At 65.0% G+C, this 25,091-nt stretch carries 23 protein-coding genes; 12 read left to right on the forward strand and 11 right to left on the reverse strand.

The annotated features are described in order from the left end of the window. Window positions 1-360 (forward strand): integrase core domain-containing protein (locus tag NYP07_RS07555; protein ID WP_268149044.1); only part of this gene is annotated, 360 nt, incomplete at its 5' end. Between the two features lie 121 nt (window positions 361-481). Here NYP07_RS07555 and NYP07_RS07560 read toward each other — a convergent pair. Both NYP07_RS07560 and NYP07_RS07565 read right to left on the reverse strand, forming a co-directional pair. Further along, window positions 482-1,366 carry an alpha/beta hydrolase gene (locus tag NYP07_RS07560; protein WP_268149046.1) on the reverse strand — a complete coding sequence of 295 codons (885 nt, stop codon included), beginning with the start codon at window positions 1,364-1,366 and terminating at the stop codon, window positions 482-484. Beyond that, on the reverse strand, window positions 1,363-2,106 hold the full coding sequence (locus NYP07_RS07565) for an alpha/beta fold hydrolase (RefSeq protein WP_268149048.1): 744 nt from the start codon (window positions 2,104-2,106) through the stop codon (window positions 1,363-1,365). The genes NYP07_RS07560 and NYP07_RS07565 overlap by 4 nt, the downstream gene beginning before the upstream one ends. A gap of 172 nt (window positions 2,107-2,278) precedes the next feature. Here NYP07_RS07565 and NYP07_RS07570 point away from each other — a divergent pair, with 172 nt between their 5' ends. The 10 genes from NYP07_RS07570 to NYP07_RS07615 all read left to right on the forward strand — a co-directional run bounded on the left by NYP07_RS07570 (window position 2,279) and on the right by NYP07_RS07615 (window position 13,891). Then, on the forward strand, window positions 2,279-3,055 hold the full coding sequence (locus NYP07_RS07570) for a FadR/GntR family transcriptional regulator (RefSeq protein WP_268149050.1): 777 nt from the start codon (window positions 2,279-2,281) through the stop codon (window positions 3,053-3,055). A gap of 45 nt (window positions 3,056-3,100) precedes the next feature. Continuing rightward, window positions 3,101-4,510, forward strand: coding sequence for an FAD-binding oxidoreductase (locus tag NYP07_RS07575; RefSeq protein ID WP_268149051.1), 1,410 nt, complete (start codon window positions 3,101-3,103; stop codon window positions 4,508-4,510). Between the two features lie 28 nt (window positions 4,511-4,538). Further along, window positions 4,539-6,749 (forward strand): TonB-dependent receptor, encoded by a 2,211-nt coding sequence (locus NYP07_RS07580; protein WP_268149053.1) that lies wholly within the window; start codon window positions 4,539-4,541, stop codon window positions 6,747-6,749. A gap of 2 nt (window positions 6,750-6,751) precedes the next feature. After that, window positions 6,752-7,732, forward strand: a complete 981-nt coding sequence (locus tag NYP07_RS07585; protein ID WP_268149055.1) for an alpha/beta fold hydrolase — start codon at window positions 6,752-6,754, stop codon at window positions 7,730-7,732. Beyond that, a complete protein-coding gene (locus tag NYP07_RS07590) occupies window positions 7,729-8,652 on the forward strand; it encodes an alpha/beta fold hydrolase (RefSeq protein WP_268149057.1) in 924 nt (307 codons plus the stop codon). Before NYP07_RS07585 ends, NYP07_RS07590 begins: the two co-directional genes overlap by 4 nt. Next, window positions 8,649-9,938: a spinster family MFS transporter gene (locus NYP07_RS07595; RefSeq protein WP_268149059.1), complete on the forward strand. Its 1,290-nt coding sequence runs from the start codon at window positions 8,649-8,651 to the stop codon at window positions 9,936-9,938. Before NYP07_RS07590 ends, NYP07_RS07595 begins: the two co-directional genes overlap by 4 nt. Then, a complete protein-coding gene (locus tag NYP07_RS07600; protein WP_268149061.1) occupies window positions 9,929-11,176 on the forward strand; it encodes a mannitol dehydrogenase family protein in 1,248 nt (415 codons plus the stop codon). The genes NYP07_RS07595 and NYP07_RS07600 overlap by 10 nt, the downstream gene beginning before the upstream one ends. Further along, a complete protein-coding gene (locus tag NYP07_RS07605) occupies window positions 11,173-12,066 on the forward strand; it encodes an SGNH/GDSL hydrolase family protein (protein ID WP_268149063.1) in 894 nt (297 codons plus the stop codon). The genes NYP07_RS07600 and NYP07_RS07605 overlap by 4 nt, the downstream gene beginning before the upstream one ends. 384 nt (window positions 12,067-12,450) lie before the next feature. Continuing rightward, a complete protein-coding gene (locus NYP07_RS07610; protein WP_268149065.1) occupies window positions 12,451-13,488 on the forward strand; it encodes a DNA-binding protein in 1,038 nt (345 codons plus the stop codon). A 4-nt stretch (window positions 13,489-13,492) separates the two neighbouring features. Further along, the gene (locus tag NYP07_RS07615) at window positions 13,493-13,891 is read left to right on the forward strand and encodes a hypothetical protein (protein ID WP_268149067.1); all 399 of its coding nucleotides are present in this window, start codon (window positions 13,493-13,495) and stop codon (window positions 13,889-13,891) included. A 323-nt stretch (window positions 13,892-14,214) separates the two neighbouring features. Here the strand turns inward: NYP07_RS07615 and NYP07_RS07620 are convergent, their stop codons facing one another. The 8 genes from NYP07_RS07620 to NYP07_RS07655 form a co-directional block, all read right to left on the reverse strand. Beyond that, a complete protein-coding gene (locus NYP07_RS07620) occupies window positions 14,215-14,649 on the reverse strand; it encodes an EamA family transporter (RefSeq protein WP_276597066.1) in 435 nt (144 codons plus the stop codon). Between the two features lie 14 nt (window positions 14,650-14,663). Next, window positions 14,664-16,016 carry an ATP-binding protein gene (locus NYP07_RS07625; protein WP_268149069.1) on the reverse strand — a complete coding sequence of 451 codons (1,353 nt, stop codon included), beginning with the start codon at window positions 16,014-16,016 and terminating at the stop codon, window positions 14,664-14,666. Next, the gene (locus NYP07_RS07630) at window positions 15,992-16,657 is read right to left on the reverse strand and encodes a response regulator transcription factor (protein ID WP_268149071.1); all 666 of its coding nucleotides are present in this window, start codon (window positions 16,655-16,657) and stop codon (window positions 15,992-15,994) included. Before NYP07_RS07630 ends, NYP07_RS07625 begins: the two co-directional genes overlap by 25 nt. A gap of 22 nt (window positions 16,658-16,679) precedes the next feature. Then, the gene (locus NYP07_RS07635; protein WP_268149073.1) at window positions 16,680-17,438 is read right to left on the reverse strand and encodes a COG4705 family protein; all 759 of its coding nucleotides are present in this window, start codon (window positions 17,436-17,438) and stop codon (window positions 16,680-16,682) included. Between the two features lie 9 nt (window positions 17,439-17,447). Continuing rightward, window positions 17,448-17,897, reverse strand: coding sequence for a hypothetical protein (locus NYP07_RS07640; protein ID WP_268149075.1), 450 nt, complete (start codon window positions 17,895-17,897; stop codon window positions 17,448-17,450). Window positions 17,898-17,923: 26 nt separating this feature from the next. Next, window positions 17,924-18,706, reverse strand: coding sequence for a COG4705 family protein (locus tag NYP07_RS07645; protein WP_268149078.1), 783 nt, complete (start codon window positions 18,704-18,706; stop codon window positions 17,924-17,926). A 68-nt stretch (window positions 18,707-18,774) separates the two neighbouring features. Then, complete coding sequence (locus tag NYP07_RS07650) at window positions 18,775-19,371, reverse strand: undecaprenyl-diphosphatase (protein ID WP_268149080.1); 597 nt, start codon at window positions 19,369-19,371, stop codon at window positions 18,775-18,777. A gap of 57 nt (window positions 19,372-19,428) precedes the next feature. Further along, window positions 19,429-19,764, reverse strand: a complete 336-nt coding sequence (locus tag NYP07_RS07655) for a PepSY domain-containing protein (protein WP_268149082.1) — start codon at window positions 19,762-19,764, stop codon at window positions 19,429-19,431. Between the two features lie 266 nt (window positions 19,765-20,030). Between NYP07_RS07655 and NYP07_RS07660 the strand changes: the two genes are divergently transcribed. Then, window positions 20,031-20,264, forward strand: coding sequence for a hypothetical protein (locus NYP07_RS07660; protein ID WP_268149084.1), 234 nt, complete (start codon window positions 20,031-20,033; stop codon window positions 20,262-20,264). A 368-nt stretch (window positions 20,265-20,632) separates the two neighbouring features. On the opposite strand, the gene NYP07_RS07665 is transcribed toward NYP07_RS07660, so the two are convergent. Then, window positions 20,633-25,087 carry a hypothetical protein gene (locus NYP07_RS07665; protein ID WP_268149086.1) on the reverse strand — a complete coding sequence of 1,485 codons (4,455 nt, stop codon included), beginning with the start codon at window positions 25,085-25,087 and terminating at the stop codon, window positions 20,633-20,635. Between the last annotated feature and the right edge of the window lie 4 nt (window positions 25,088-25,091).

Raw genomic sequence — 25,091 nt, forward strand, 5'->3', positions numbered from 1 at the left:
GACTACCGGGCCAAGCTCAAGGCAAGGGGCATCCAGGTGTCGATGAGCCGCAAGGGCGACTGCTGGGACAACGCCCCCATGGAGTCCGTCAACGGCACGCTGAAGGTCGAATGCGTGAACGACGCGCACTTCCAGACCCGCGAGCAGGCGCGGCTCGCGATCGTCGAATTCATCGGCTACTACAACACCGAAAGGCGTCACTCCTCGCTGGGCAACATGGCCCCGGCGGAGTTCGAGCGGCGTTGGCGCGACAAGCGCATAGTTGGCGAGGCGCGTCCCTCGCGTTCGAAGCCCCGCGTTACCCTCCGGCGACCGCTGCCCGGTTCGTCGCAAGCGACCGAGCCGGCTGCCCATGGATAACGCTTCTCGTGGCTTCGTGGCGTCCACCAAACGGGGACCGGTTCAACTATGTGATCGTGGGAATCCGAGCCTTTCAGCGTTGCCTAAGCTCGGGAATCACGAAAGCACCGCACCTCTGACTTCACTCCTTCCAGAGCCAGCACAGGCTCTCCGCCAGCATTGCTCCGCCATGCGCTAGCGAATGGCCGCCGGGGCCGACCACCAGCTTGTGCGCGTAACCGCGATACGCAAGTGCTGACGCCAGTTCGCGATTGGCGAGCGGCCAGTTGCCGAAGACGATGTCGAGGTCTCGCTCTCCCGTCTGCAGCCACACGCGCAGATCCTTGTTCTCGTCGCTCATGCGCACCGCCGAAGCGAGCAGATGGCCGCCCCGCAGGTTGACGAAGCTGCCGCAGTGGCTGAGCACCTTGCTGAAGAAATCAGGACGCTCCCAGGCCGCATTGAAGGCGCAATGACCACCCGAGCTTAGGCCGACAATGGCGCGCTGCTGTCGGTCCTGCTTGAGCTTCAAGCCCTCGCACGCAACGGGGATCAGCTCCTCGATCAGGAAGCGCGCATAGGTCGGCCCGATGCTGTCGTACTCGACGCTGCGATTGCCCGGCCCGCCGTAGATTGGCAGGCCGGGACCTTCTTCGCCAGGCTCGACGAACAGGGCGACCGTGGGTGGGAGCGCGCCCAGATTGATAAGGTTGTCAAGCACGGTCGCGGCCTGCGCCTCCGGACCGAGGTAGCGTGCACCGTCCTGGAAGACGATCAGCGCATAAGGCCCGCTCTTGTCTGCAGGTTCGTAGACGCGCAGCGTGCGGCTCACACCAGGATAGGTGGCTGAGCTCGTCTGGCGCAGCTCGCGCAGGCTGCCGCGCGGAACGCCGTCCTGCGCCTGTGCTTCGGTCGGCAGTTCGAAGGTCGGGCCCGCCAGGGCCGCACAGGCGAAGCGCAGTGATTCGGCGTCCGACAAGCCCGGCAGCACCGCGCGCAGCTGCGAGGCCAGGGCGTCCACGCTCATGATGCCGCCACCTCGCTGGCGAACTTGTCGAGCTCGGCCGCGAAGCCTTCACTCTTCCACAGGCTCACGCCATGCTCGCAATCGAAGTGCAGTGCCCGGCCCTGCTTCGCCGCAGCGACGAAGGCCGCCTCCTGCCGCATCGGACCTTCGTCCAGCGTGCCATTGACGAAGACCAGTGGCTGCTCAATGGCGCGTACCAGCGGAAATACGTCGGCCGTAGCCACAGCAGCCACGGCCTCGGGGAAAGCGCGCAGGCGCAGCCGAGCGGCAATCATGGCCTCGATGTCCTCCCGGCTCTGGCCGGCCTGAGTCATCAGCTTTTCAGCGCTCTTGCGCGCCAGCCACTGCTCGCCGAACAGCGGGATCAGGACCTTCATCAGCGCCGCCCGCAGGTAGAGGCTGCGGCGGTGCTTGCCGGCGAAGTTCTGACTGCAGCCGCCCAGGAAGTACCCCGCTACCTGGGCGGGATCCAGCAGCCTTGATGCCGCCAGCGCCGAATAGCCGCCGAGCGAATCGCCGACAAGCAGCGCCCGCGCCGGCGCCAGGCCGCGAACAGTTTCGGCCACGAGCTTCGCGGCAGCGTCCAGCGTGTAGGGGCCGGCATCGCCACGTGCGCCATGCCCCGGCAGGTCGATCGCCACGCTGCGCCATCGGCCGTTCAGCGGACGCCTCACCGGGTCCCACATCGCCTGGTTGAGGCCGGCGCCATGGAGAAAGAGAAGCACCAGGTCATTGCGCATGCAAGTCTCCAACGTATCTGACAGGATTGCCTTGTTCGACGCCATTGAACGGCGATTTTTCCGCATCGCGCTCTGGTGTTTGCCCGAATCCGTGCGCAAAACCTATACAACCTGTTTGACATGTTTGGTTTCGAGGACTAATGTTCGAGCCATACAACAAGGAGACAAACGCATGAGCAATGTGACGGCGTTGTCCGCCGTGCACGGCCCGCAACTCTCGGCCCAGGTGGCGCGCAACCTGCTGGCCCTGGTGAGCCGCGAGCACCTGCGCCCCGGCGACGCGGTGCCCAGCGAACTCCAGATCGGCAAGGAACTGGGCATCAGCCGCGGCAGCGTGCGCGAAGCGTATCGCTCGCTCGCAGCACTGGGCATCCTGGAGATTGGCAGCGGCCGGCGCCCGCGCTTGAAGGCCATCGACGCCCAGGTGCTGATCCAGTTCTTTGACTACGCGCTCAACACCGCGCAAGTGACCCTGGCACATGTCTTGGAGACGCGCCGCGCGCTCGAGATCCAGGCGGCCCAGCTGGCCGCCCGCTATGCCACTGAGGCCCAGCGCCTGACGCTGCGCCAGTTGGCCGCGCAGATGCGCTCCGCCGGTGCCGACCATGCGCGCCGCGTCGCCAGCGACATGGCCATCCATGCCGTCATTGCCGAGGCCAGCGGCAACCCGCTGAACTGCCTGCTGCTCGGCGCGCTTCAGTCGCCGCTGGAAGAGTCCTCGCGCATGCACCTGCACGACAGCCGCTCAGCCATGGAGATCACCCGCGTGGTCGACGCGCACGACGCCGTGGTGGAGCGCATCTGCGCGGCGGACCCCATGGGCGCGGCCTCGGCCATGTCCTATCACTTCGACCTCGCGCTCGTGCATGTGGAGCGCCAGGATCAGGCCGTGGCGGCTGGCGCCACTCCGACTCACAGCAGCGCGCAAATGCGCGGCATCGGCACCTAGCCACCCAGACCCCAAAACCCTCGATCTCTGCGCAGGCTCTCTGGCATGCGCAGCGGACAAACTCACTCGCAAAAATTCATGAGTCCACCGAATTTTGCCAACGCCCTGCCCGAGCTGCAGGCCCTGCTCGGCGAGCGGCTGAGCCTGGCCCAAGCTGTGCGCGACCAACATGCTGCCGGCGAAGGACTGTCACCCGACCTGCCACCGGACGCCGTGGCCTGGCCGACGGACAAGGCCGAGGTCTGCGCCCTCCTGAAGATCTGCCACGCGCACGGCGTGCCGGCCATCGCCTATGGCGCGGGCTCCTCGCTCGAAGGCCATATCAGCGCGCCGCGCGGCGGCGTCACGCTGGACCTCTCGCGCATGGACGCGGTGCTCGACGTCCACGCCGACGATGCCGACTGCGTGGTCCAGCCCGGCGTGACGCGCGAGGCGCTCAATGCCTTCCTCCAGGACACGGGCCTGTTCTTCCCCGTCGACCCGGGTGCCAACGCCACATTGGGCGGCATGGCTTCCACCCGCGCCTCGGGTACGACGACTATGCGATATGGCTCCATGTGGCACAACGTGCTGGCGATGGAGGTGGCCCTGGCCGATGGCCGCCTCGTGCGCTTCGGCTCGCGGGCCCGCAAGAGCTCGGCCGGCCTCGATCTCGTGCGCCTGATGATCGGTGCCGAAGGGACACTCGGCGTCATCACCGAGCTGACCTTGCGCCTGCATCCGCAGCCGACCGAGGTGGCTGCCGCTTCCTGCGCCTTCCCCACTTTGGCCGACGCGGTGAACGCGGTGACCGAAATCGTCATGAGCGGCGTGCCCTGCGCCCGCGTGGAGTTCCTCGACGAGCACCAGGTCAAGGCCTGCAACGCGCATTCCAACCTCGCCTTGCCTGAGTTGCCCACACTCTTCCTCGAATTCCATGGCACTGCGGCCGGCGTGAATGAACAGGCCGAGATGGCGCAGGGCATCGCTGCCGAACACGGCAGCGTGGCCTTCGAGTGGGCGCGCCGGCCCGAAGACCGAAGCCGCCTCTGGCGCGCCCGCCACATGGCCTATTTCGCGGCGCTCGCACTGCGTCCGGGCTGCGCGCACATAGTGGCCGACGTCTGCGTGCCGATCTCAGCCCTGGCCGACGCGGTGGCTCAGGCACGCGCGGACATCGATGCCGAAGGGCTAGTCGCCACCGTGCTCGGCCATGTCGGTGACGGCAACTTCCACGTGATCTTCATGCCCATGCCAGGTGATGTGGCCGAGCAGGCGGCGGTCGATCGCGTCTATGCCGCCATGGTCGCGCGCGCTCACACCGCGGGAGGGACCTGCACCGGTGAGCACGGCATTGGGATGGGCAAGAAGGCCAAGCTGCTCGACGAGCTCGGCCCCGACACCGTTCAGCTGATGCGGCTCATCAAGAACGCCTGGGATCCGCGCGGGATCCTCAACCCAGAAAAGATTTTCTGAACACCCAAGACAACGGAGACAAGCCATCGTGAAGAAGACCCTGATCGCCACCGCCTGCCTGCTGCTCGCCGCGGGATCCCATGCTCAGCAGTCCGAGGAGAAGAACAATTCCGAGCAGCCCCAGACCCTGGACAAGGTCATCGTTACCGCCCAAAAGCGCGAGCAGGCGCTGATCGACGTGCCGTCCTCCGTCACGGCCGTGCGCGCTGAGAGTCTCGCGAGCGCTGGCCTCGTCCGGCTCGAGGACTACGCGGCCGAAGTGCCGGGCATGTCGATCACGGCGCTGTCGCGTGGCTTCACCTCGGTCGTGCTGCGCGGCATCAGCACCGGCATTTCGCAGGCCACACCGGCAACGGCCTTCTATGTGGACGAGGCGCCGGTCGGCTCGATCACGGCCTATGCCACGGGCAGCACGGTCACACCCGACCTCGACCCGTACGACCTGCGCCGCGTCGAGGTGCTCAAAGGCCCGCAGGGCACGATGTACGGTGCCGGCGCGGTAGGCGGCCTGGTCCGCTACGTCACGGCAGCGCCCGACCCCGAGCGCTTCGGTGGCCAGATCTCGCTCGGGGCCAACAAGGTGACGGATGGCGGCGACGGCTACGAGGGCCGCGTCTCGCTGAACGTTCCGCTCGTCTCCAAGACGCTGGCGATGCGCGTGAGCCTCATGGAGCGCAACGACGCCGGCTATATCGACAACCCGGCCAAAAACCAGACCGATGTCAACAAGGCCAAGACACGCGCCGGCCGCCTGGCCTTGGGCTGGGCAATCGACAAGGACTGGATGCTGCAGACCTCGGTCATGACGCAGCGCTTCAAGGCCGACGGCATCGGAATGGAGGATGTGGTCGGCACTGACATGCACCCGCTCACGGGCAAGCTCCAGCATGCGAGCTACATCCCCGAGACCCAGTCGGTCGACTTCACCGTGGGCAATGCCACGCTCAAGGGCCGCATCGGCGAGTTTTCAGTCGTCTCTTCGACCACCTATCAAAAGATCAGCTCCGAGGTCAATGTCGACCAGACGGCCAGCTTCGGCCCGGTGTTCAACCTGCTACTTGGCATTCCCGGCCTCGGTGCGCAGACGCGTCAGCAGGTCCAGACCAAGCGCTGGGCTCAAGAGCTGCGCGCCGGCTCGACCGCACTCTCGGACAAGCTCGACTACGAAGGAGGCCTCTTCTTCACCCAGGAGGAAAGCAGCAACGCCTTGCCGCCGCTAAGCCCCTTCATCGCCGCAACAGGGACGCCCTTCACCGTGCTGCCGGCGCTGTTCGACGCGCGGATTGACTCCAAATACAAGGAAGTCTCGCTGTTCGGCAATGCGACCTATGCCGTCACACCGCAGTTCGACCTCCTCGGCGGCCTGCGCGTCTCGCAGACGAAGCAGAACTACCACCAAGACTACAAGGCCTCGCTGCTCAACCCGCTGGCAGTGCTGCTCGACCAGGACGTATCGAGCAACAAAACCAACTTCCTGGTCGGCGCGCGCTACAAGCCTGATGCCAACACGGCCGTGTACGTGCGCGTGGCCACCGGCAACCGCCCGGGCGGTGCGAGCGCCCTGCCGCCCGGCGTTGTGACGGGTGGCAAGCAGAGCTTCGATGCCGACACCGTGACGAGCTACGAGCTCGGCTTCAAGTCCAACCTGGCCGGCGGCAAGGCTTCAATCGAAGCCGCCGTTTTCACCACCGACTGGAAGGACGTGCAGGCCCAGACCTCGGCCACCAAGTCCGGCGCCACTTATCAGTACTTCGTCAATGGCGGCACGGCCCGATCCAGAGGCGCCGAAACGACGCTGCTCGTGTTCCCGGTCAAGGACCTGACGCTGCGCCTCACGGCGGCCTACACCGACGCCAGGCTGACCGAGGACGCACCGGCCCTACAGGGCATGAACGGCGACCGCATGCCCTTTGTCCCTCGCGTGACGGCCTCGTTCGGCACCGACTACCGCTTCGAAATCGGCTCGTATCCAGCCTGGATCGGCGGCTCGGCCAACTACATCGGCAGCCGCGTCTCCACCTTCGGCGGCAAGGGTCCGCTGAACGTGCCGGCCTACACCACGGTCAACCTGAACACGGGCGCGGACATCGGCGCCTGGCGCGTCACGCTGTACGGCAAGAACCTGAACAACGCGCACGGCATCAACTTCGCCAACAACACGGCCGTGGCTGCCGTGCCCTTCAACGCCGGCATCATCCAGCCGCGCACGATCGGCGGCGACGTCTCGTACCGCTTCTGAGCATGGCGATGCCCTTGGAGCAGTTCGTCGAGCACGACGTCGCCTTGCAGCGCGGCGGCCGCCTGGCCGAATGCGTGACGGCCTACGCCACGCTGGGCAGGCTCAACGCCGCACGCGACAACGCGGTGCTCGTACTGCATGGCTACACGACCGGGCCCGACATGCTGAGCCCCGACTCCACGGCGGCCGAAGGTTCCTGGGCCGGTCTCGTCGGACCCGGGCTTGCTGTCGATACCGACCGCTGCTTCGTCCTTTGCCCCAACCTGCTCGGCTCCTCCTACGGCTCGACCGGGCCGCGCAGCATCGACCCGGCGACCGGGCGCGTCTATGGGCCTGATTTCCCGGCGCTGGCAGTTGCCGACAGCGTGGACGCCCAGGCCCGCCTGTGCAGCCATCTCGGCATCGAGAAGCTGCACGCCGCGATCGGCCCCTCGCTCGGCGCAATGCAGGCCTTCAGCTGGGGCGTGCGGCATCCCGCCCGCGTGGCTCGCGTGGTCGCCGCGGTTGGCTCGCCCTACCGACCGGCTGGCGTGGTGCCTGCCGACAAACTACGGCCGATGTTCGATGCGCGCCCCTACGACGCCGAGGCATTGCGCCCCTGGCTACTGCAGCAGCGCATCCAGACCCTACGCGCTTACGGTATGGCAGGCACGGATGGCGAGGTCGAGGCCCGTGCCGCGCTCTGGGCGCGTGAATTCGACGCCGCAGCCCTGCTTGTGCTGGCCGAGGCCGTGTCCGATTTTGACGTTCGCGCCGAACTCCACCGCATGACGGCGCCGCTGCTCTTCGTGCTCTCGCGCAGCGACACGCTGTTCCCGCCGAGCTTGCGCCACGAGCTCGCACCGCTGTTCAATGCCGCACTGCAATCCTGGCGCTTTGTCGAGATCGACAGCGATCAGGGCCATCTCGCCTCTGGTGCCGATGCCGCCCTGTGGGCCGCTGAGTTGGCGGCGTTCATCGAGATGAAGGAACCGGCGCCATGAAGCGCTGGCTGCTTCGCATCGTCCTCGGCCTGATCAGCCTGGCCGTGCTCGCCTACGCCTTCGCCGCCGCGCAGATCGAATGGCAGGTCCGCGCCGCCGCCCGTGAGGGCGCTTCGCAGCTGGCCAGCGAGCTGGCCCTGCCTCGCGCTGAACTGGCCGCGCCGGCTGCCGATGCCAAGCCCGTGCTGATCCTATTGCACGGCGCGGGGCTCAACGGCCAGATGTGGAACCCAGTGCGCCGTCACCTCGACCCGCGCCTGCGCGTGATTGCGCTCGACCTGCCGGGTCACGGCGCCCACAGCAACGGCACTTACTCGGTCGACGGCGCCGTCGCCACCGTCCTCGCGGCAGCGCGTTCGTTGGCACCGGCCCGCGTCGTGCTCGTCGGCGATTCGCTGGGCGGCTACACGGCCATGGCGGCGGCTGTAGCCCTGCCGCGCGGCCAGCTTGCCGGCATCGTGATGGCCGGCTCCAGCGGCGACATCAACCTGAAGGGTATGGCGAGTGGCATCGCGCAGTCGCTGTTCGTTCGCAGCCTGCTGCTGTTTGGCAGCGAAGACGCTCTCGCCACGCGCGCCCTCGGCCTGTTTGGCATCGCTCAGGCAGACACGCCGCCCATCGTTGCAGCCGGTGTCCACCTGAACGCGGTCGTGCCCGCCGCGCGCGCGCTGATGGGCATCGATTTCCGTAGGAAGCTGGCTGCGCTGGACGTGCCCCTGCTGATCGCCAACGGCTCGCTCGATCATGGCGCCGTCGAGCACGAGGACAGCTACGTTGCCGCCGCGAGGCGCGTTACGCGACTGCACTTCGAGAACTGCGAGCACGGCGTCAGCATGCGCCGCCCGGCCGAGTTCGCGGCCGCCGTCAACGCCTTCGTGACCTGCCTTGGCAACCAAGAGTCTCCATGCAAGCTGAAATGAGTCTACCCACCAACGAGGCACCCGTCGCCGCACTGCGCGGCAGCAAGGCCTACCGCACGTACGTGCTTTTCGCTCTCTCGGTCGTGGGCTTTCTGTGCGCGGTCGACAAGATCGTGATCACGATGTTCATGGAGCCGATGAAGAAGGAGTTCGGCCTCACCGACACCCAGTTGGGCCTGCTCACCGGCGTGGCCTTCTCGGTGCTCGGCGGTCTTGCGGCCATCCCGCTGGCACGCTGGGCTGATCGCGGCAGCCGCAAATGGATCATCAACGCCAGCCTGCTGGCCTGGACCGTGATGACCGCCGCCTCCGGCATGGCGGTGAACTTCACCCAGCTCCTGATCGCGCGCATCGGCGTGGGCATCGGCGAGGCCGGCTGCATCCCGGCCACGCACTCGATGCTCGGCGACTACTACCCGCGGGGCGAACGCGCCCGTGCCCTCGGTATCCAGAGCGGTGTGTTCTTTCTCGGCTCGCTGGGCGGACTCGTCGGCGGCGGCGTGCTGGTGCAGACGGTCGGCTGGCGCTACGGCTTCATGATCCTCGGCGTGATCGGGCTCGTCGTCAGCCTGATCTTCCAGCTGACCGTGCGCGAGCCCACGCGCGTGGACGAGCAGGCCGTGCCGGCCGCGGCCGGCGAGAGCGTCTGGTCGCAGCTGGGTGACCGCCGCGCCTTCTGCTATCTCGTAGGGGCCTTCGCCACCACGTCGCTGGCCGGCTCCTCCGTCGGCACCTGGCTGCCCAGCTACTACGAGCGCGCCTTCGCGCTCACGCCCATGCAAATCGGCCTCGGCCTGGGCCTGTGCCTCGGCCTGGCGACGACGATCGGTGCCGTCGTCGGCGGCCAGCTGGCGGCGCGCTTCGGTGCGGGATCCAAGTCCTGGGGCGCGGGCTTCTCGGCGGTCGATACCGTGTTGGTCATGCCCTTCTACCTGGCCAGCTTCCACGCCCCGAATCCGGTGCTGTCCTTCGCCCTGCTGTTCTGCGCCTTCCTGCTGGCCGGTGGCATTCTCGGGCCGGTGTTCTCGACGCTTCAGGACCTCGTCAAGCCCAGCGTGCGCGCCACGGCCGTGGCCATCGTCAGCGTGGCCGGTGTGATTCTTGGCCAAGGCTGCGGGCCGCTGGTTGTCGGCGCCATTAGCGACGTGATCGGTACGAGCGGCAATGGCGCCGAAGGTCTGCGCTGGGCCATGACGGCGCTCGCGCTAGTCAACTGGCTGACCGTTGTCTGGTTCTGGCTGCTTCGACAGCGCATCAAGGCAATTGAATCCGCGTCATGCCCGTGATCGTCCACCTCGGCCTGGGCGCCTTCCACCGTGCCCACCAGGCTGCCTACCTGCAGGACCTGATCGACCTTGGCGATCACAGCTGGCGGCTCGTGGCCGGCAATATCGTGCCCGGCCCGGCGCCAGCGAGCGGCCCCTACACGCTGGAACTCGTCGCCCCCGATGGCCACCGCGAGTTGCGGCGCATCGAGGCCATCGACGCGGTGCTGGCTCTGCCTGGGCTGATCGCCATCGCCGCCGATCCAGCCACCGCCATTGTCTCCTTCACCGTCACCGAGGCCGGCTATGCGCCCGACGGAGCCCTCTACCGCGTGCTGGCCGAGATCCTCGCGCTGCGCCGGAGCAACTCGGCAGGCCCGCTAACCCTGCTGTGCTGCGACAACCTGCGCCACAACGGCAACAGCACGCGCCGCGGCCTGCTGCGCCACCTCGAGCGGCGCGGCGACAGCGGGCTGCTTGCCTGGACGCGGGCGAACGTCAGCCTTCCCAACGCTATGGTCGATCGCATCACGCCACGGCCGGCTCCCGGGCAGGTCCACCTGACGGCCGAGGCCTACCGACAATGGGTGATCGAGGACCGCTTCCTTGCCGGCCGACCCGACTGGACGCGCGTCGGCGTGCAAATGGTCGAGTCGGTGCAAGGCTTCGAGGAAGCCAAGATCCGCATGCTCAATGCTGGCCACAGCTGCATCGCCTGGGCCGGCGCGCTGCGCGGCCTGCGCTTCATCCATGAGGCCGTGCGCGACGAACAGATCCTGGGTCTGGCCCATGACTTTCTCAGCAATGAAGTGATGCCCGTGCTGGCCGTGCGCGCGGCCGCCATCGGTCTGAACCTGCCCGCATACCGCGACACCGTGCTTGCCCGTTTTTCCAACACGGCCCTGGCCGACACCGTGGAGCGTGTCGCGAGCGACAGCTTCGCCAAACTGCCGGGCTTCATCGTGCCGACGCTCGCCGAGCGCCTGGCGCAGGGGGCAAACATCGCCAGTGCGGCCGTGCCGCCGGCGCTCTTCCTCGCCATGCTGCGGCGTTGGCATGCCGGCGACCTGCCCTTTGAATACCGGGATGCGGCGATGGAGCCGGCACAGGCCCGCTCCATTTGCGATGCCGCCGATCCAGTAGCCGCCTTCTGCGCCGATGGACAGCTGTGGGGATCACTGGCGGGCGATGCGCGCCTGCTGGAGGCGGTGCGCCTTGCCGCACGGCGCATCGACGAATCCCAGTTGGCCCGATCATGAAGAAACTGCTTAAGCTCCTCGGCGGATTGGTCGCGCTGCTGGTGCTGGTGGCAGTTGCCCTCCTCGCCTGGCTCTATGCCCAGGGGCGCCAGCCACTGAAAACGGGCGCGGAGTACGTGGCCATGGGCAGCTCCTTTGCGGCCGGTCCCGGGCTCGGCGACAACGAGCCCGGCAGCCCGGCTTTCTGCAGCCGTTCAACGCGGAACTATGCGCACCGCGTGGCGGCCAGCCTTGGCCTGAGCCTCAGCGATGTCAGCTGCGGCGGCGCCACCACGTCCCACATCCTGCGCGGTGGCCAACTCTTCCAGGGCTCGCAGATCGATGCCGTCGGGCCGGCCACCAAGCTGGTGACCGTCACCATCGGCGGCAATGACATCAACTACATCGGCGGCCTCGGCTCGTGGGCCTGCCAGACTGGGCCGGACCATGTCTTCCCTCTGTGGCGTCCCTTGGCCTGCATGAAGTTCAAGGTCGGTTCGCCGGAAGACCTGCAGAAGACCCGTGCGGCGCTCATCGAGATTGCCGCCCTCGTCCACCAACGTGCGCCGCAAGCCCAGCTCATTTTCGTGGACTATGCAACAGTGCTGCCTCCAGCAGGCAGCTGCCCCGAGCGCTTACCGCTCTCCGAAGCACAGATGGCCGAGGGCCGATCCGTGGCGATGGCTTTGAACCGGATCACGGCCGAAGCCGCTGATTCTGGAGGGGCCCTGCTGGTCAAGGCTTCCGAGCTGACGGCCGCCCACGACATCTGCGCGGCCGACAGCTGGATCGTGCCCTTCCGCATTTCCGTCAATCCCTTCGCCACCCCCGCGCTGCATCCGACTGAGGCCTCGATGCGGGCGGTGGCCGAAGAAATTATCGCGCGTGTGCGAAGAGGCGTTGCTCAGTAGCGACCTCGAATTCGTCTGCTTCGTTGACCGTCTTCACGACATGGGCGACTCGGTCGGCGGGGAACGGTGCTGCTGGTGGAGCCCATCGCCACCGATGCGCAGGACGAAGATCTCGGTCCGGTCGGCCGCATGTCCTCGCTGACTCGGAGCAGGCGGGCGCAGCCTAATTTTTGGAAGGCCACCTCTGGTCTCCCGAGGGGACTTTCGGGATTTCATGCGCCCACGGAAGGTTGGATGCAGCGCAACCCCCCTCAGAAGGAATAATTCGATATTAAGCCATCTGACAAATTGGCCGATTTCTACGCCTTGACGCCTGTATCGTGGTACGTAATACTTGCATTACGTAATACATACGAAATTGGTGGCGACATGGCACGAGCAGGCGTGACGAAGGGCGAGGTCCAACGGGCCAGGCTGGCGCTGATCAAGGCGGGCAAGCACCCGTCGATCGACGCCATCCGCATCGAACTCGGCAACACCGGGTCGAAGGCGACGATTTTTCGCCATCTGAAGGACATCGAAGCCGACGAGGGTGGCGCCGGCGTGCCGCAGGGATCGGTCAGCGAGGAGCTGCTGGCCTTCGTCACCAACCTGGCGGGACGCTTGGAATTCGAGGCGCAGGAGCGCTTCGCCGCGCTCAAGGCTGGGCACGCCGAGGAAGTGCGCGGCCTGAAGGAACAGCTGGAGAAGGCCCGTGGCGAAGCGCGCTCTGGCCGGACCGAAGCGGAGCGCAGCCAAGTCGAGCTTTCAACCGAGCGCGCCGCGCGCCAGCGGGTGGAGGCCGAACTGACTGCGCTGCGCCTGGAGCATGGCCAACTGACCTCGCAGCTCACTGCCCAGCTCGAAGGCGCCCAGGAGCAGATCCACGCCGCCCATGCCCAGGTGGCTTCGCTGGAAGAGAAGCACACCCACGCACGCGAGGCCCTTGAACACTTCCGCAACGCGTCCCGCGAGCAGCGTGACCGGGAAGCCCGGCAGCACGAACAGCAACTGCATTACCTGCAGCGCGAAGTGGCCACCGCCTCCGAAGCGCTGACCGCCAAGCAGACCGAACTGCGCGCGGCGCTGCAGGAAAAGGCGGACGCCTTGGCGTTGCTCACTGTCGCCCGAGCTGAGCGGCGGCAGGTGGATGAGCAACTGCGCGAACTCAAGCCCGCGGCCGAGCGACTGGCGGTACAGAATCAACTGGTGGAAGATCTGCGTGAGCAAGCGAAACAGGCAGCTCAACAGTACGAAACCCTTCGGGTACGCACTGGCGAACTGGAACTGCGCAACGGGGACCTGGAGCGCCAGCTGGCGGCCGCCCACGCCTCTGCGGAGTCACAGGAACATTTGGTGCGGGAAGTCCTGGACCGCATTAGCCAGGCCGGCAATGGTGCGGAATCGGGCAAGAAGCGCACGAAAGCCGCCGCGGCGGGCTAGCCCTATGGAAGCAGAACTGGGCGACATCGCGGCGACGACGGCGGCCAATCAAGAGGCTCCGCCCGCACTGGTCACCGTCGCCAAGGGGATGGGTGACCTTGACGACTTGGTGCGCCTGCTCGCAAAGGGCCTTTCGCGAGCGAAGCCTTGGCAGTTGCACCTTGCGGCACATCTGGCCGAAGCCGACCGACTGATGCAGGTCTTGCGGCTCACGGTCGCCTTGGATCGGTCGCATACCGAGATCGTCGAGGCTGCAGTGGATCTACATCTGGCTTGCCGGCGGGCGAGGCAGTCTCTGGCCGGCACGCGGGCGGACCGAACCACCGTGGCCGCCATGCAGCTGTCCGCCGATTTGGCGGCGTCAATCGTCCACGCCTTGCAGCGATTCACGTCGACGCGTTGACGGGGTCGTCATGGGGGTGGTCGGGGTCGGCATCGCAAGCAGGCGCCTCCGTCGCGGGTGTGCGGATGGGCGAAATTTCTGGGGCGTCCGACGTATATCAAGACAGCAAGAAGATCCAAAATACCATACCTGCATATTCCAGAAAACCTCAAAAGCCCGCGACGACTGGCTGATGCCTCCTCGACTCAGGCGGGAGCTGATGCCTTCAGGTCGCCGGAAATTTTCAATTTCCGCCACACCGACAACGACTTAAGCTCGTTTTGGCGTGAAATCACATGAATCCCGGCTGACCCTCAGGATAGGGTATGCTGCAATCTGACATCTCAACGCTTAAATGCGAGTAACAGAACGCCACCAGCCACCATCGCGATACCAGACCACTCCCGGAGCGACGGACGTTCGCCCAAAAATGTGAACGCGAACACCGCCACCAGTACGAGACTGAGTTTGTCTACCGGCGCGACCTTGGATGCATCGCCGATCTTGAGCGCACGGAAGTAGCACACCCACGACGCGCCTGTAGCCAAGCCGGACAGTCCGAGGAAAGCCCATGTCTTGGGTGACAACTCCAAGGGGTTGGCCCATTTTCCCGTGTAGGCGACAAACGCCGACAGGACGACGATGATGATTGCCGTTCGGATTAATGTGGCCAGATCGGAATCGACTCCCTGAATGCCAACCTTGGCAAAAATGGCCGTGAGCGCCGCAAAGACAGCGGACAGCAGCGCCCAATAAAACCACCCCATTGAAGTCACCATTTTTCTCTCTCCTGTTACCTCATGGGAGCGACAACAGTAGCGATTAAGCCGGTTTGCTGAGCTTTGTCTCTGAAGTCGAGGCGAATTTCGGCACCGATGCGATGAGTAATCGTTTGAACAATGGAAAGCCCCAAGCCAGAGCCAATCTGCTCACTGCCCAGCGTGCGGTAGAAGGGATCAAAAACTCTGTCCCGCTCGGCCAATGGAATACCTGGCCCGTTGTCCTGGATGCGCAGCTTGGCTTTCCCGTCCGACACATCCACCGAAAGATCAACCTGCCCGCCCTCCGGCGTGTAGCGGATGGCGTTATCGACCAGGTTCTTGACCACGGTGATCATGTCCAACTCGCTCGCCCACACTTCGGCGTCCTGCGTGCCTTCGACACCGATGTCGATGTGCTTGGCGTCGGCCAGCGGCATGAGGTCTTCCAGCACCCGGCGGTAGATGCTCTGGACGGATACCGGCGACTTCGGCAGGTCGGTGGCCGACTGCGCCTTGGCCAATGTCAAAAGTTGATCCAGCAGGCTCCGGCCACGTTCGATCCCTTGGCGCAGTACTGTCAGCCGTTCGCGTGCCAGCTCGGACATTTCCGCGTCTGCCAGCCGCTCCGCTTGCAGCGATAGGGCGGTCAGCGGCGAACGCAGCTCGTGCGCAGCATCAGCCACAAAGCGGCGCTGAGATTCCATCGACTGCCCGACACGGGCGAGCAGGCGATTGATCGCCACGGCGAACGGGCGAACCTCGACCGGAAGGTGGCGGTCCTCAACAGGATGCAGTTCCTGCTCGGCGCGCTGGTCGATCTCTTTGGAGAGTGCGGCAATGGGCCGGAACATCTTGCGCACCAAGTCAGCGACAATCAGCAGCAGCACCGGCACGAGAATCAGAAAAGGCATCACCGTGCGCAGCGCCCCGTCGCGGGCAATTTCATTGCGGAAACCGGATTCCTGAGCCACAGCGATGCGTTCGCCGGCAGCCGTTGTCTTGACCAACACGCGGAAGGCCTCGCCGCCGACATCCAGCGTGTGCAACCCATCGGCCAAGGTTATTGGGAGTGGGAGTGTTCCACCCGCATCCACGCCTGCCGCAGAGGGATTGGCCTCGCCCAAGTGCTGGACAATCACGCGCGATTCTTCGTCGACATCCTTGAGTCGGGTATCGGTGGTCGGCGTGGCTGGCGACAAGCGCTGTCGATCCACGAGCTGCGCCACCTGGCGCAGTACATCATCCTGTAGTTCGTGTGCCTCATCAAAGGCGGACAGGAACGAAAAGACGCCCGCGACAATGGCCACAACAAGTATGGCCAAGGACAGAGTGAAGGACAGCTTGAGTTGAACCGACTCGTTCAAGCGCCTTTTGAGACCATCCATCCGACCCCCCTGACGTTCTTGATGACCTCGCTGCCGAGCTTGCGCCGCAGGGCATGGATCAGATATTCGACGGCATTGCTTTCGACCTCTTCCCCCCAGCCGTAGATGCGATCCTCCAGCTCGCTGCGCGAGAGGATGGCCCCAGGTCGCACCAGCAGGGCTTGCAGCAGCGAGAACTCGCGGTTGGACAGTTGCAAAGGGAAACCACCGTTGACGCAGGCCTCCTTGGTGGCCGGATCGAGCGATAGCACCCCATTGCTGAGCACAGGTGTTGCTGTGCCACCCTTGCGCCTTAGAACGGCGCGCATCCGGGCCAGCAGCTCCGCCATCTGAAAGGGCTTCGGCACGTAGTCGTCGGCCCCTCCATCCAGGCCGCGCAGACGGTCGTCTAGGCCATCGCGTGCTGTAATGATGAGCAGAGGGATCGGGTTGTCTTTGGCGCGGATGCTGGCCAGCACCTCCAGTCCGTCCTTGCCGGGCAGGCCCAGATCGAGCAGCACCAAGTCATAGTGCTGACAGCCCAGCGTCGTGAGCGCCGTCTGCCCGTCCTTCACCCAATCGGTAGCGTAGGACGCATCCTTCAATGCGCCCTGGATCGCGTCACCGATCATGGGATCGTCTTCGACCAGCAATACGCGCATTCCCCCTCCGTTCAATTGTTATTCAATGCGCCGTTCTGGCCGCCCGCTGCCTGAACAGCAGGATCGCGGTCAGCATGAAGGCCAGCAACGCGGCCGATGCCGAATAGCGACTCAGTGCCAGACCGCCCGCGCTCAGCGGCTTGTCCAGAAAGTCCCCGACCACGGCACCCAGCGGGCGCGTCAAAATGAACGCCGCCCAGAACAGCAGCGTGCGTGACACACTCGTCCAGTAGTAGGCCGCCACGACCAGAGCGAGTAGCCCTCCGAACACGACGGCCGCGCCGGTGTAACCCAGGCCCGCCGTGTCGGCCGTCCAGTCACCCAGCGCCGTGCCCAGCGTTTGGGAAAACATGATCGTCAGCCAGTAGAAGGCTTCCGCCTTTGGCGAGCTAACCGTGCTCACCGACACGGAGCCGAGGGTGCGGTGCCAGACGAAGAGCGAGCCGAGCAGCAAGGCCAGCAGCAAACTCGAACCGCCAGCGTACCCGATTCCGAGCGAACGATCCGCAAAGTCGGCCAGCGTCGTACCGACCGTGGTGGTGGCGATGATGGTGGTCCAGTACAGGAGTGGATGGAAGCCTTTGGCCTTGACCTGTGCGACAACAGCGGCCAGGAAGATCGCCGCAAAGATGCCCGTGCCGACCAGGTAGCCCAGGTTCATAGACATCGAGACGGCATCGCCGCCGGTTTCGCCGAGCGTTGTGGCGGCAATCTTGATGAGCCAGAAGCCCAGTGTGACTTCGGGCACCTTGGCCAAGGCGTGTTCAGTGGCTTTTTTCATGGAGCACGCTCACTTTCCTTCGAGCGTGTCGAAGGTTTTCAGCAGGCCGGCCATCGCCGCCTTGCAGTCGGCCTGGCTTGGCGTGTCGGCGCGCAGCGCCGACAGCGACGTGTCGATGGCCTTGTCGAGCACATGCCAGTCATCGGCGGCGCGCGGTTTCAGTCCTGCTTCGGCTGAGTCCCACGCGACCTCCAAATCCTTGATGCGGGCTTTGGCAGCGGGCAAGTCGCCTTTGTCCACGATGGTGGCGACATCGGTGGCGATGCTGTGGAACGCCGACAGATCGCCCAGCTTGGAAGCGGCTTTGCCCTGCATTGGCATGGCAGTCTGCGCCGTTGGAGCAGATGCTGCGCTTGCACTGTTCTGATCGGCGGGCTTCGAGCAACCAGCCGCCAAGGCCAAAAGCACGACTACCGACACGGTAGCCACAGGACGAACGATTGAGTGCTGTATGGGCATGATTTTCCTTGAGAGTAAAAAGAAGGTTATTCGGCGGCTTGGGCAGAGCGGCTTCCGTTCATGCCGATTTGCGCAACGGCCACCAACATGACGATCACCGAGAGAAACAGGGCGCTTGTCCACATGGCACCCATGCCAAGGCCGCCATAGGTCTTGGCCTGTGTCAGCAAGTCGCCGAGCGCAGCGCCGAAGGGTCGGGTCAGGATGTAGCCGATCCAGAAGGTCAGCACGGCGTTGCCACCCATGCGCCAGGCTGCATAGGTGATACCGATCAGCGCACCGAAGGCGAGCGCACCCCAAGTGAAGCCCAGACCCAATGCCTCAGTCGCCAGGTCGCCAGCGGCGGTGCCCAGGGCGAACGTGCACAGGATGGCCGCCCAATAGAACAGCTCTCGGCTGCGCGTCACGATGTCGTGGATGGACAGCGTGCGTTCGACCCGATACCAGACGAAGAAAATCGCAGCGAGCGCCACGGCGAATACCGAGGTGCTGATGTACAGGCTGACGCCCAGGCCATCGGTCAGCAGGTCGGTGATCTGGGTGCCGACCACGCTGACCAGTACCACCGTCAGCCAGTAAATCCAAGGGGTGTATCGGCGGGTGCGCAACTGTACAAACAGGGCTGCCGCCAGCAAGACGGCCATGACCGTGCGGGTCACGCCTTGGCCCAAGCCCGCGTTGACCGCCAGATAATCGGCCCCCGTTTCACCCACCGTGGTGGACATGATCTTGATGATCCAGAACGACAGCGCGACTTCCGGGACTTTGTTGAGCCAGCCTCTGGAGCTGACCGTAGGCAATTTGTTCATGGTGTTTTCCTGCCGAGGTGAAATGGTTGGCACCAGTCTGGCTGGGCAAACTTAGCCCGCCCATAGGCTCACTCGCGCACCCATCCCAGCGCGATCAGCCTTCCAAAGATTCGGTGATGGATGCCTGAGGCAAGCCGGTAACTCGGCTCCAGATACCACCGCACTTCGCGCAACGTCAGCCACGAAGAGATTGCTGCGACGGCAGCGGCCCCGAACATATCGAGCGGGAAGTGAACCCCCAGGTAGACGCGTGCCCAGGCAATGGGAATACCCAACAAGGCCAAGCCGATGCCTGCGATTCGTGGGCCTCGTTGCAGCATGAGACTGAACGCAACCGCCCACCACAGCGTCAGGTGATCGCTTGGAAATGAGGAATCGGCGACATGGGGAATGAGGGTGTGGCCTAGGCCGATCATGAAAGGCCGGGGATGCGACCAAGCCAGGCCGATGACTTGGTTGATGAGTAGGCCCAGCAATCCCGACGCGGTTGCGACGAGCATCGTCTTGCGGGTGTTCTCGCTGCCGCGCAGCCAGCCAATGCCGATCAGGAGTGGCACCGTCCAAATGAACCACTCGGCAAGGGAAATGGCCACCATCAATGTCAGCGCGCCGGGATGCTCGGGCGCATTGAGCCAGAGAAAAAGAGTTTGGTTGAGCGATTCCATGAGGTCTCCGGGCCGGATCGCCTCGCAGTGGGACGATCCGGCCATGCTGGCGGGGTGTCAGTCCTGCTTGTCGTGGTCGTCATCGTGATCCGCCTTGTCCTCGGCAGACGAGATGACCGTGCCTTTGTCGGCATCGACCCGAACGTCGAAGACCTTGGCCCCACTGACGACTTCCACGTCATAGACCCAGCCTTGCTTCGAGTTCTCGTACTCGGCACGCGACGCTTTGCCGTTGGCGTGCTGCTCGGCGACGGTGACGGCCTGAGTGAGCGGAATCTTGGCCTTGCTGATCGCCAAGGCGTCGTTTTCCATGCCGCCTTTGGCGGCGTAGGCCACGGCCCCCGTCGCAGCAATGGCGATGGCCAGGAGGGAAAGTTTGGTGTAGCGGTACATGATGTTTCTCCAGAAGAGTGCAGGATTTGCACAGTGGAGAACGTACGCAGGCAGACTTAGCTGCCACTGAGCTACCCCGTAGCCCCTGTGAATGTCATGCAAGGGCTTAACGTGCTTTATTTTCCGTTTTCTGAGACGACCCCGGTTTCCTACAATCTGGCTGACCGCGCTGACAGCTGGCAGTTTCTGCTGGCGGCGCCTAGATTGGGCAGGCTTGGGCTTTGGATCAACCCTTGGACGCAACTCGCGCGGATCTTTCCCCGCACATGGCGGACTTCATCCTGGAACTGGGGCAGCTCGGGCCAGAACTCGATGGCTACCCGGTCAGGCAGTTGCTTGGCTTCCTGGGCAATCCCTCAGGTGACGCGCAAGCTGGCCACTGCCTCGTCGATCAGTGCCTTTCCAGCTGGATCACGGCTTTGGAATCGGCCCTGGACGCGATGCCATCCGAACTCGACGATTCGCTCACCCGACTCGCTCATCGCCAGCGTGGTGCCTGAAACGCCTTGATGCGCCTGAAGTCAACGCTACCGGCACTGGAGTTTGTTCGCCCGAATGGTGGGCAACTCTGTTGATAACCGCTCGCGGGCCACGTTAACCCGTTGTCAGCCGCCGACTTGGCCCTCCCTGCCTGCAAATGAGGCATTTTCTTCGGCGGCAGGCAGGCTCGGGACCTTCAGGACGTCAGGGCAAGCTGACGTGGTCGCCATTCTTGAGGGAGCGGGGTAGGCACCGAGCGTCACAGTGGAGCCGCCAGGCCGGTACCGCAAGCAGGGGGCATTCGTCGCGAGCGTGCGGATGGGCGAAATTTCTGGGGCGCCCGATGTACTTAAAGACGGCCAAAATCCCAAAATCCCGGCAGACTTTTTCATGCGCCACAATCACTTACGACAATTTTCGCGTTTTCGGGGGTTGGGCAAAAATAGCCGACGAAGATCCGCTCGATCAGCGCGCGGCGGATGTCGGTGCGGACGTTGTTCTCGCCGACGCTACGGGTCAGCTTCTGCCGGTCCTTGGCCTCGCGCTTACGGCCCTCAATGTGATCGCGCAGGTCCTCCATCAGCTTCTTGATGCTTTCCGTCGAGATGACCTCTGCCTTGATCGTGAAACGGGCTTTGGGGTTGCGCGCCATCACGGCATTCATGGTCACCAGGTTGCCCTTGCAGCTCTCGACCAGCCGCGTCAGCGTATCGATGCTCGCCGACTCGATCACTTGGGTCGACTGCTGCAGCTGCTCGAGGTCCGCCTTCTCTGCCTTCAGCTGATCTTGCAGGCGTTCACTGATCTTGGCCAGGTCCGAGAGCTCCGCGGTCGTGTTGGCGGTCTGGATGGCCTCGATCTCGCCTTCTGAGAAGCCACCGCTGGTTGACGCGCGCGCCTTGGTGCAAAACTCGCCGCGGACCCGCTCGAAGTCTGACCTGGCGCGCGTGGCGTGCTTGCGGGCGTCGCCGACCTCCTTGCCGGTCCGAGCGATATCCATGGACTCGACCTCGCCACGAACCACGCTGATGGAGGCGCGGTCGAACCGACCGTGCGCGGGGCGCCAGTCCCGCAACTGCCACCGCAGCGCTTCTGTCGCCTGGTAGGCCTCATGGGCTTCCGCGGGTGAGCTGCCGATTTCGCGGCTGCTCAGATCCTCTTCGAACGGCGCCGCGGCATTCCTGCGGTTGCGCAGGAAGAAGGCGAGCTCGTGCAGCGCGTCCGAGGCCAACTGCGTTTCTGCGATGTCGCCCTCCAAGGCTTCTACCTCGCCGCCCAGACGGATCGCTTTGTTGACCGCCTCCGTGCGGCGCGCCTTCGCCTCACCGATCAGGCGCTGCAGAGCCGCCTCGTCCTGCCCCTGGTGCTGCTTGAAGTCGTGCGCGCGCTGATAGTTGAGCTTCTTCAGCGGATCGAGCGCATCGCGGAGTTCCTCGAGTCCGACCAGGACGCGGGCCTGGGTTTCCATGAAGGCCCCATGACCGTCCGCTTCGAACTTCTGTGCCCGCACCAGCCGATCCAGCGTGGTCTGGAACGTCGACATGAAGGCGAGCTCACGAGCGCTGGCCACGCTGAAATCAGACTGGCACTTCGCCAACCTGGTCGCGCGCGCCGGCATCTCGGCGTCAATCGCCCCGACCTGCTGTTCAAGCAACAACCGCTTGTCGCTCAGCGCCTGGAACGTCTCGTGCCCGCCCGCCAGCACGAACCTGCGCGCGCCATCGTGCGCGACGATCGCCTCCCTCGTGATCAAGGGAGTGATCTCCGCCACCCGCTCCTCCAACTTGACGAGCTGCCCGGCGAGTTCTTCGATGTCCAGGGTCACCGCGGCCAGCGCTTCATCGCCGCCGGCCTGCACGAACTTCCGGGCGTCCTGGAGAAGTGCCAGGGCTTCGGTGGACACGAGGCGCTTGGATGCTTCGAGCGCCGTCTCCAAAGCCCCGAGCTCGGCCTTGGCTGCACCGGCCTTGGCGACCGAGCCACGCTTCTGGGCGTCCTGGGCGCGCACGGCTTGGCGGTAGGCGTCGGTGTGCGGGGTGAGCGACTCGGCTGCCGCCATGGCGGCTTGTCGGTGCCCCTCCTGCTCCTGCCGCTTCTGGGCAAGCGCCTCGCGCTCTTCGGCCAACGCCTGCGGATCGACGATGGCGCGCATGCGCCGGGACTTGGCGCCCGCAAAGAATCCCAGGGATGCGGATGTCGCTGTGTGATGACCCGGCCCTTGCTTGAGCCGCTCGACCAGCGGATCGAGCAGCAGCACCGGCACGTCGTGATCGCCGCGTTGCAGGACCGAGAGCGCCGCTTCAGCCTGGTCCATGTCGACAGCCACCGGCGCATCCAGCAACGGCCCCAGCGCGGCCAGGAGCGGCAACGCATCATCCTTCGGCAGGCTGAGACCGAGGATCACATCCAGGACGCGGCCGACGCCAACGCTCGCCGCCTCAAGGGCGCCGTGGGCTGAGGCGTAGTCCGCGTTGCCGACCTGGTCGAGGTTGTCGAGCGCCGCCAGTTCGAGGTCCAGCTCTGCGACCAATGCCCGAGCCTGCCGCGCCCGCTCCAGCGCGGCGGCGTGAGCGGCGTCCGTGTCCCGCAGCCAAGCGCTGGGATCCTGTCCCGTTCGCTCCAGGTGCTCCTCCAGGCTCTCCGCCAACGGCTGGTGCTGGCCGTACTCCGCCTGAGCAGCGCTCTGCGCTTCCAACAGGGTTTCATGGCGTCGCTGTGGCGATGCAGTCAGCGGGTCGACATCGCCGAAGAGCCGCTTGAAGTCGCGCGTGGCGCCTGCCAGGCGCTGCAGCGACTCCTGTGTCTGCATCTTCGTGCGGCGCTGCCCTTCCCACTGCTGGCGCTTCTGGCCCAGCTGCCGGTGTTCATCCACTGGCGGAGCAACCTTTTGCGGGTCCACGTTGCCGAAGATGCCGACAAACGCTTCAAACGCCGCGCGGTGTTCCGACAGCGTACTGAGCTGCGCCACTGCGCTGGCGATGTCGCGACGCAGGTCGGCAGCAGCCTTTGCGCCGTCGTCGCACGCGGCCTGCGCGGTCCGCAAATCAGCCGATCGGGCCGCCTTGGTGCTTTCGACGGCGGTGTGCTCGGCTTGCAACTCCTCGATGCGGTCTTCGATGCCGATCAGGCCCAGGTCATTGCGGACTTCGTTGCGCTCTACCCAGCCGCCGGACAGTTCGCCGACCCGCCTGATGTGCTGGTTGACTGCATCGGTGCGCACCTTCGTCTGCGTTTCCAGCCAGGCCGGGACAAGAGCCGGAGCATCGTGGAAGTCCTGGGGCAGCAAGTGAAGTCGTTCGCAGAACTCCTGGTACGCCCCCTGGTTCTCGCGCCACTCGGTGACCTGCCGCTCCAGGCCTTCCTTCTCGGCATCCGCGGCCCGTCCGGCGCGCTCTGCTTCGGCGATGCCCTCCTTCAGCGTGGCCTTGCTGCGCGTCAGGCGCCGCACTTCATGGCGGAAGACATTCGTGTCCAGCATGGTCCGGGCGAACTCGAACGCCTCGTCCAGCACGCCGAGCAGGTCGGAGGCGGCTTCCGGACGGCGCGACACGAGCTCGCGCGCCGACGCCGAGTCGTAGTACCGAAGCGCCTTGCGCTGGCCTCCGCGCCCCTCGGAATCTTTGATATCACAATACAAATCAATAACTTGCGAGCTGACCGAGTGGCTCGCAACGGCGCCCTTGGTGGCTGTGACGCGACCGGCGAGCTGGTTCAGGTGACCGGTCGTTTGTTCCAAAAGGTCGGCAAGGCCGGAGCTTTCGATCAGCACGCTGCCATCCTTGTCCAACACCATGGCCTTCAGGCATTGCCTCACCTTGGCACCCAGGGAAAACTCTCCCAGGGCGTTGGGTACGCCTGGCACCCTGGAATCCTTCTTGTCGACGAAGCGTGTCAGGAAGGCCGCATCGACGGCCAGCGTCTGCAGCTGCGTCTGGTACGCATTCCAGGCGTCCTCGATCTTGCCGGCGGCGTCCAGAACCGGCCGAAGCTCGGCCTCCAGCGCCTCACGGCCCTCGAGGTAGGCCTCCTTGCTTTCCACCTGCAGCTTGGCGTCGATGAAGCTGCTCATCGACCTCATGATGGTGTCTTCGACGTTGCGTTCGTCCTCCTCGGCCGACTCTCCCATGACATTCATCAAAAGCTGCGGCGCGACCACCTGTCGGAAATAGGCTTCGTCGAACCGCTCTCCCGGACCGGACGTGACCTTGGAGAAGGCGGCCGACGCGTCGCCGGCGCCTTCACGGTGGAACATGACGTTCTGCCGGACCACGTCCGGGCTCATGAACATCCCCACCACCTTGCTCCACTCGGCGGCGGTGTTCCAGATATTCCACTGGCCTCGGATGTTCTTGACCGCGGCCTGAAGTGCGGACGCGGTGGTGAACTCGATGGCGGTGCCATCCATGCGGCAGGCCGGGACGTCCTCCAACGCGCCGGAGTAGCGATAGAAGCGCGGACTGTCGTCATCTCGGTTGGCACAGACGCCGATCACGAAGGTTTCTGCCGGCGAGTTTTCCGGGTCCGGCGTCATCAGGTCGCGCTGGGTCAGGCCTTGATCGTGGAGGATCGCGAACTCGATGCGGATGTGGGTGGCCACCATGCCGGCCGGAGAGCACCTCTCAAGAAAGCGCGGCTTGAGCACGCGATCCTGGCTCAGCAGGTAGAGAACCGCGTTGGTCAGCGACGTTTTCCCTCCGCCATTGGGGACCTGCACTGCCGTGGACGCGCCACAAAGGTTGATGACGTTGGCTGGCCAGAGCGGACGCCAATTCGCAACACCCATGCTGGGCACCCAGCCCTCGCAGAGGTAGTTGACGATCTCGATGCGGTTGATGAGCGCCATGGCG

Source organism: Pelomonas aquatica (genome assembly GCF_026712205.1).
Taxonomy (GTDB): Bacteria; Pseudomonadota; Gammaproteobacteria; order Burkholderiales; family Burkholderiaceae_C; genus Pelomonas; species Pelomonas aquatica.

Excerpts from the sequence above, each read along its gene's own strand:
- NYP07_RS07565 (WP_268149048.1), bottom strand. The coding sequence starts at position 2,106 with ATGCGCAATGACCTGGTGCTTCTCTTTCTCCATGGCGCCGGCCTCAAC.
- NYP07_RS07645 (WP_268149078.1), bottom strand. The coding sequence starts at position 18,706 with ATGAACAAATTGCCTACGGTCAGCTCCAGAGGCTGGCTCAACAAAGTC.
- NYP07_RS07590 (WP_268149057.1), top strand. The coding sequence starts at position 7,729 with ATGAAGCGCTGGCTGCTTCGCATCGTCCTCGGCCTGATCAGCCTGGCC.
- NYP07_RS07560 (WP_268149046.1), bottom strand. The coding sequence starts at position 1,366 with ATGAGCGTGGACGCCCTGGCCTCGCAGCTGCGCGCGGTGCTGCCGGGC.
- NYP07_RS07635 (WP_268149073.1), bottom strand. The coding sequence starts at position 17,438 with ATGAAAAAAGCCACTGAACACGCCTTGGCCAAGGTGCCCGAAGTCACA.
- NYP07_RS07650 (WP_268149080.1), bottom strand. The coding sequence starts at position 19,371 with ATGGAATCGCTCAACCAAACTCTTTTTCTCTGGCTCAATGCGCCCGAG.
- NYP07_RS07630 (WP_268149071.1), bottom strand. The coding sequence starts at position 16,657 with ATGCGCGTATTGCTGGTCGAAGACGATCCCATGATCGGTGACGCGATC.
- NYP07_RS07655 (WP_268149082.1), bottom strand. The coding sequence starts at position 19,764 with ATGTACCGCTACACCAAACTTTCCCTCCTGGCCATCGCCATTGCTGCG.
- NYP07_RS07665 (WP_268149086.1), bottom strand. The coding sequence starts at position 25,087 with ATGGCGCTCATCAACCGCATCGAGATCGTCAACTACCTCTGCGAGGGC.
- NYP07_RS07600 (WP_268149061.1), top strand. The coding sequence starts at position 9,929 with ATGCCCGTGATCGTCCACCTCGGCCTGGGCGCCTTCCACCGTGCCCAC.
- NYP07_RS07595 (WP_268149059.1), top strand. The coding sequence starts at position 8,649 with ATGAGTCTACCCACCAACGAGGCACCCGTCGCCGCACTGCGCGGCAGC.
- NYP07_RS07620 (WP_276597066.1), bottom strand. The coding sequence starts at position 14,649 with ATGGTGACTTCAATGGGGTGGTTTTATTGGGCGCTGCTGTCCGCTGTC.
- NYP07_RS07585 (WP_268149055.1), top strand. The coding sequence starts at position 6,752 with ATGGCGATGCCCTTGGAGCAGTTCGTCGAGCACGACGTCGCCTTGCAG.
- NYP07_RS07625 (WP_268149069.1), bottom strand. The coding sequence starts at position 16,016 with ATGGATGGTCTCAAAAGGCGCTTGAACGAGTCGGTTCAACTCAAGCTG.
- NYP07_RS07570 (WP_268149050.1), top strand. The coding sequence starts at position 2,279 with ATGAGCAATGTGACGGCGTTGTCCGCCGTGCACGGCCCGCAACTCTCG.
- NYP07_RS07605 (WP_268149063.1), top strand. The coding sequence starts at position 11,173 with ATGAAGAAACTGCTTAAGCTCCTCGGCGGATTGGTCGCGCTGCTGGTG.
- NYP07_RS07640 (WP_268149075.1), bottom strand. The coding sequence starts at position 17,897 with ATGCCCATACAGCACTCAATCGTTCGTCCTGTGGCTACCGTGTCGGTA.
- NYP07_RS07660 (WP_268149084.1), top strand. The coding sequence starts at position 20,031 with ATGGCGGACTTCATCCTGGAACTGGGGCAGCTCGGGCCAGAACTCGAT.
- NYP07_RS07615 (WP_268149067.1), top strand. The coding sequence starts at position 13,493 with ATGGAAGCAGAACTGGGCGACATCGCGGCGACGACGGCGGCCAATCAA.
- NYP07_RS07575 (WP_268149051.1), top strand. The coding sequence starts at position 3,101 with ATGCGCAGCGGACAAACTCACTCGCAAAAATTCATGAGTCCACCGAAT.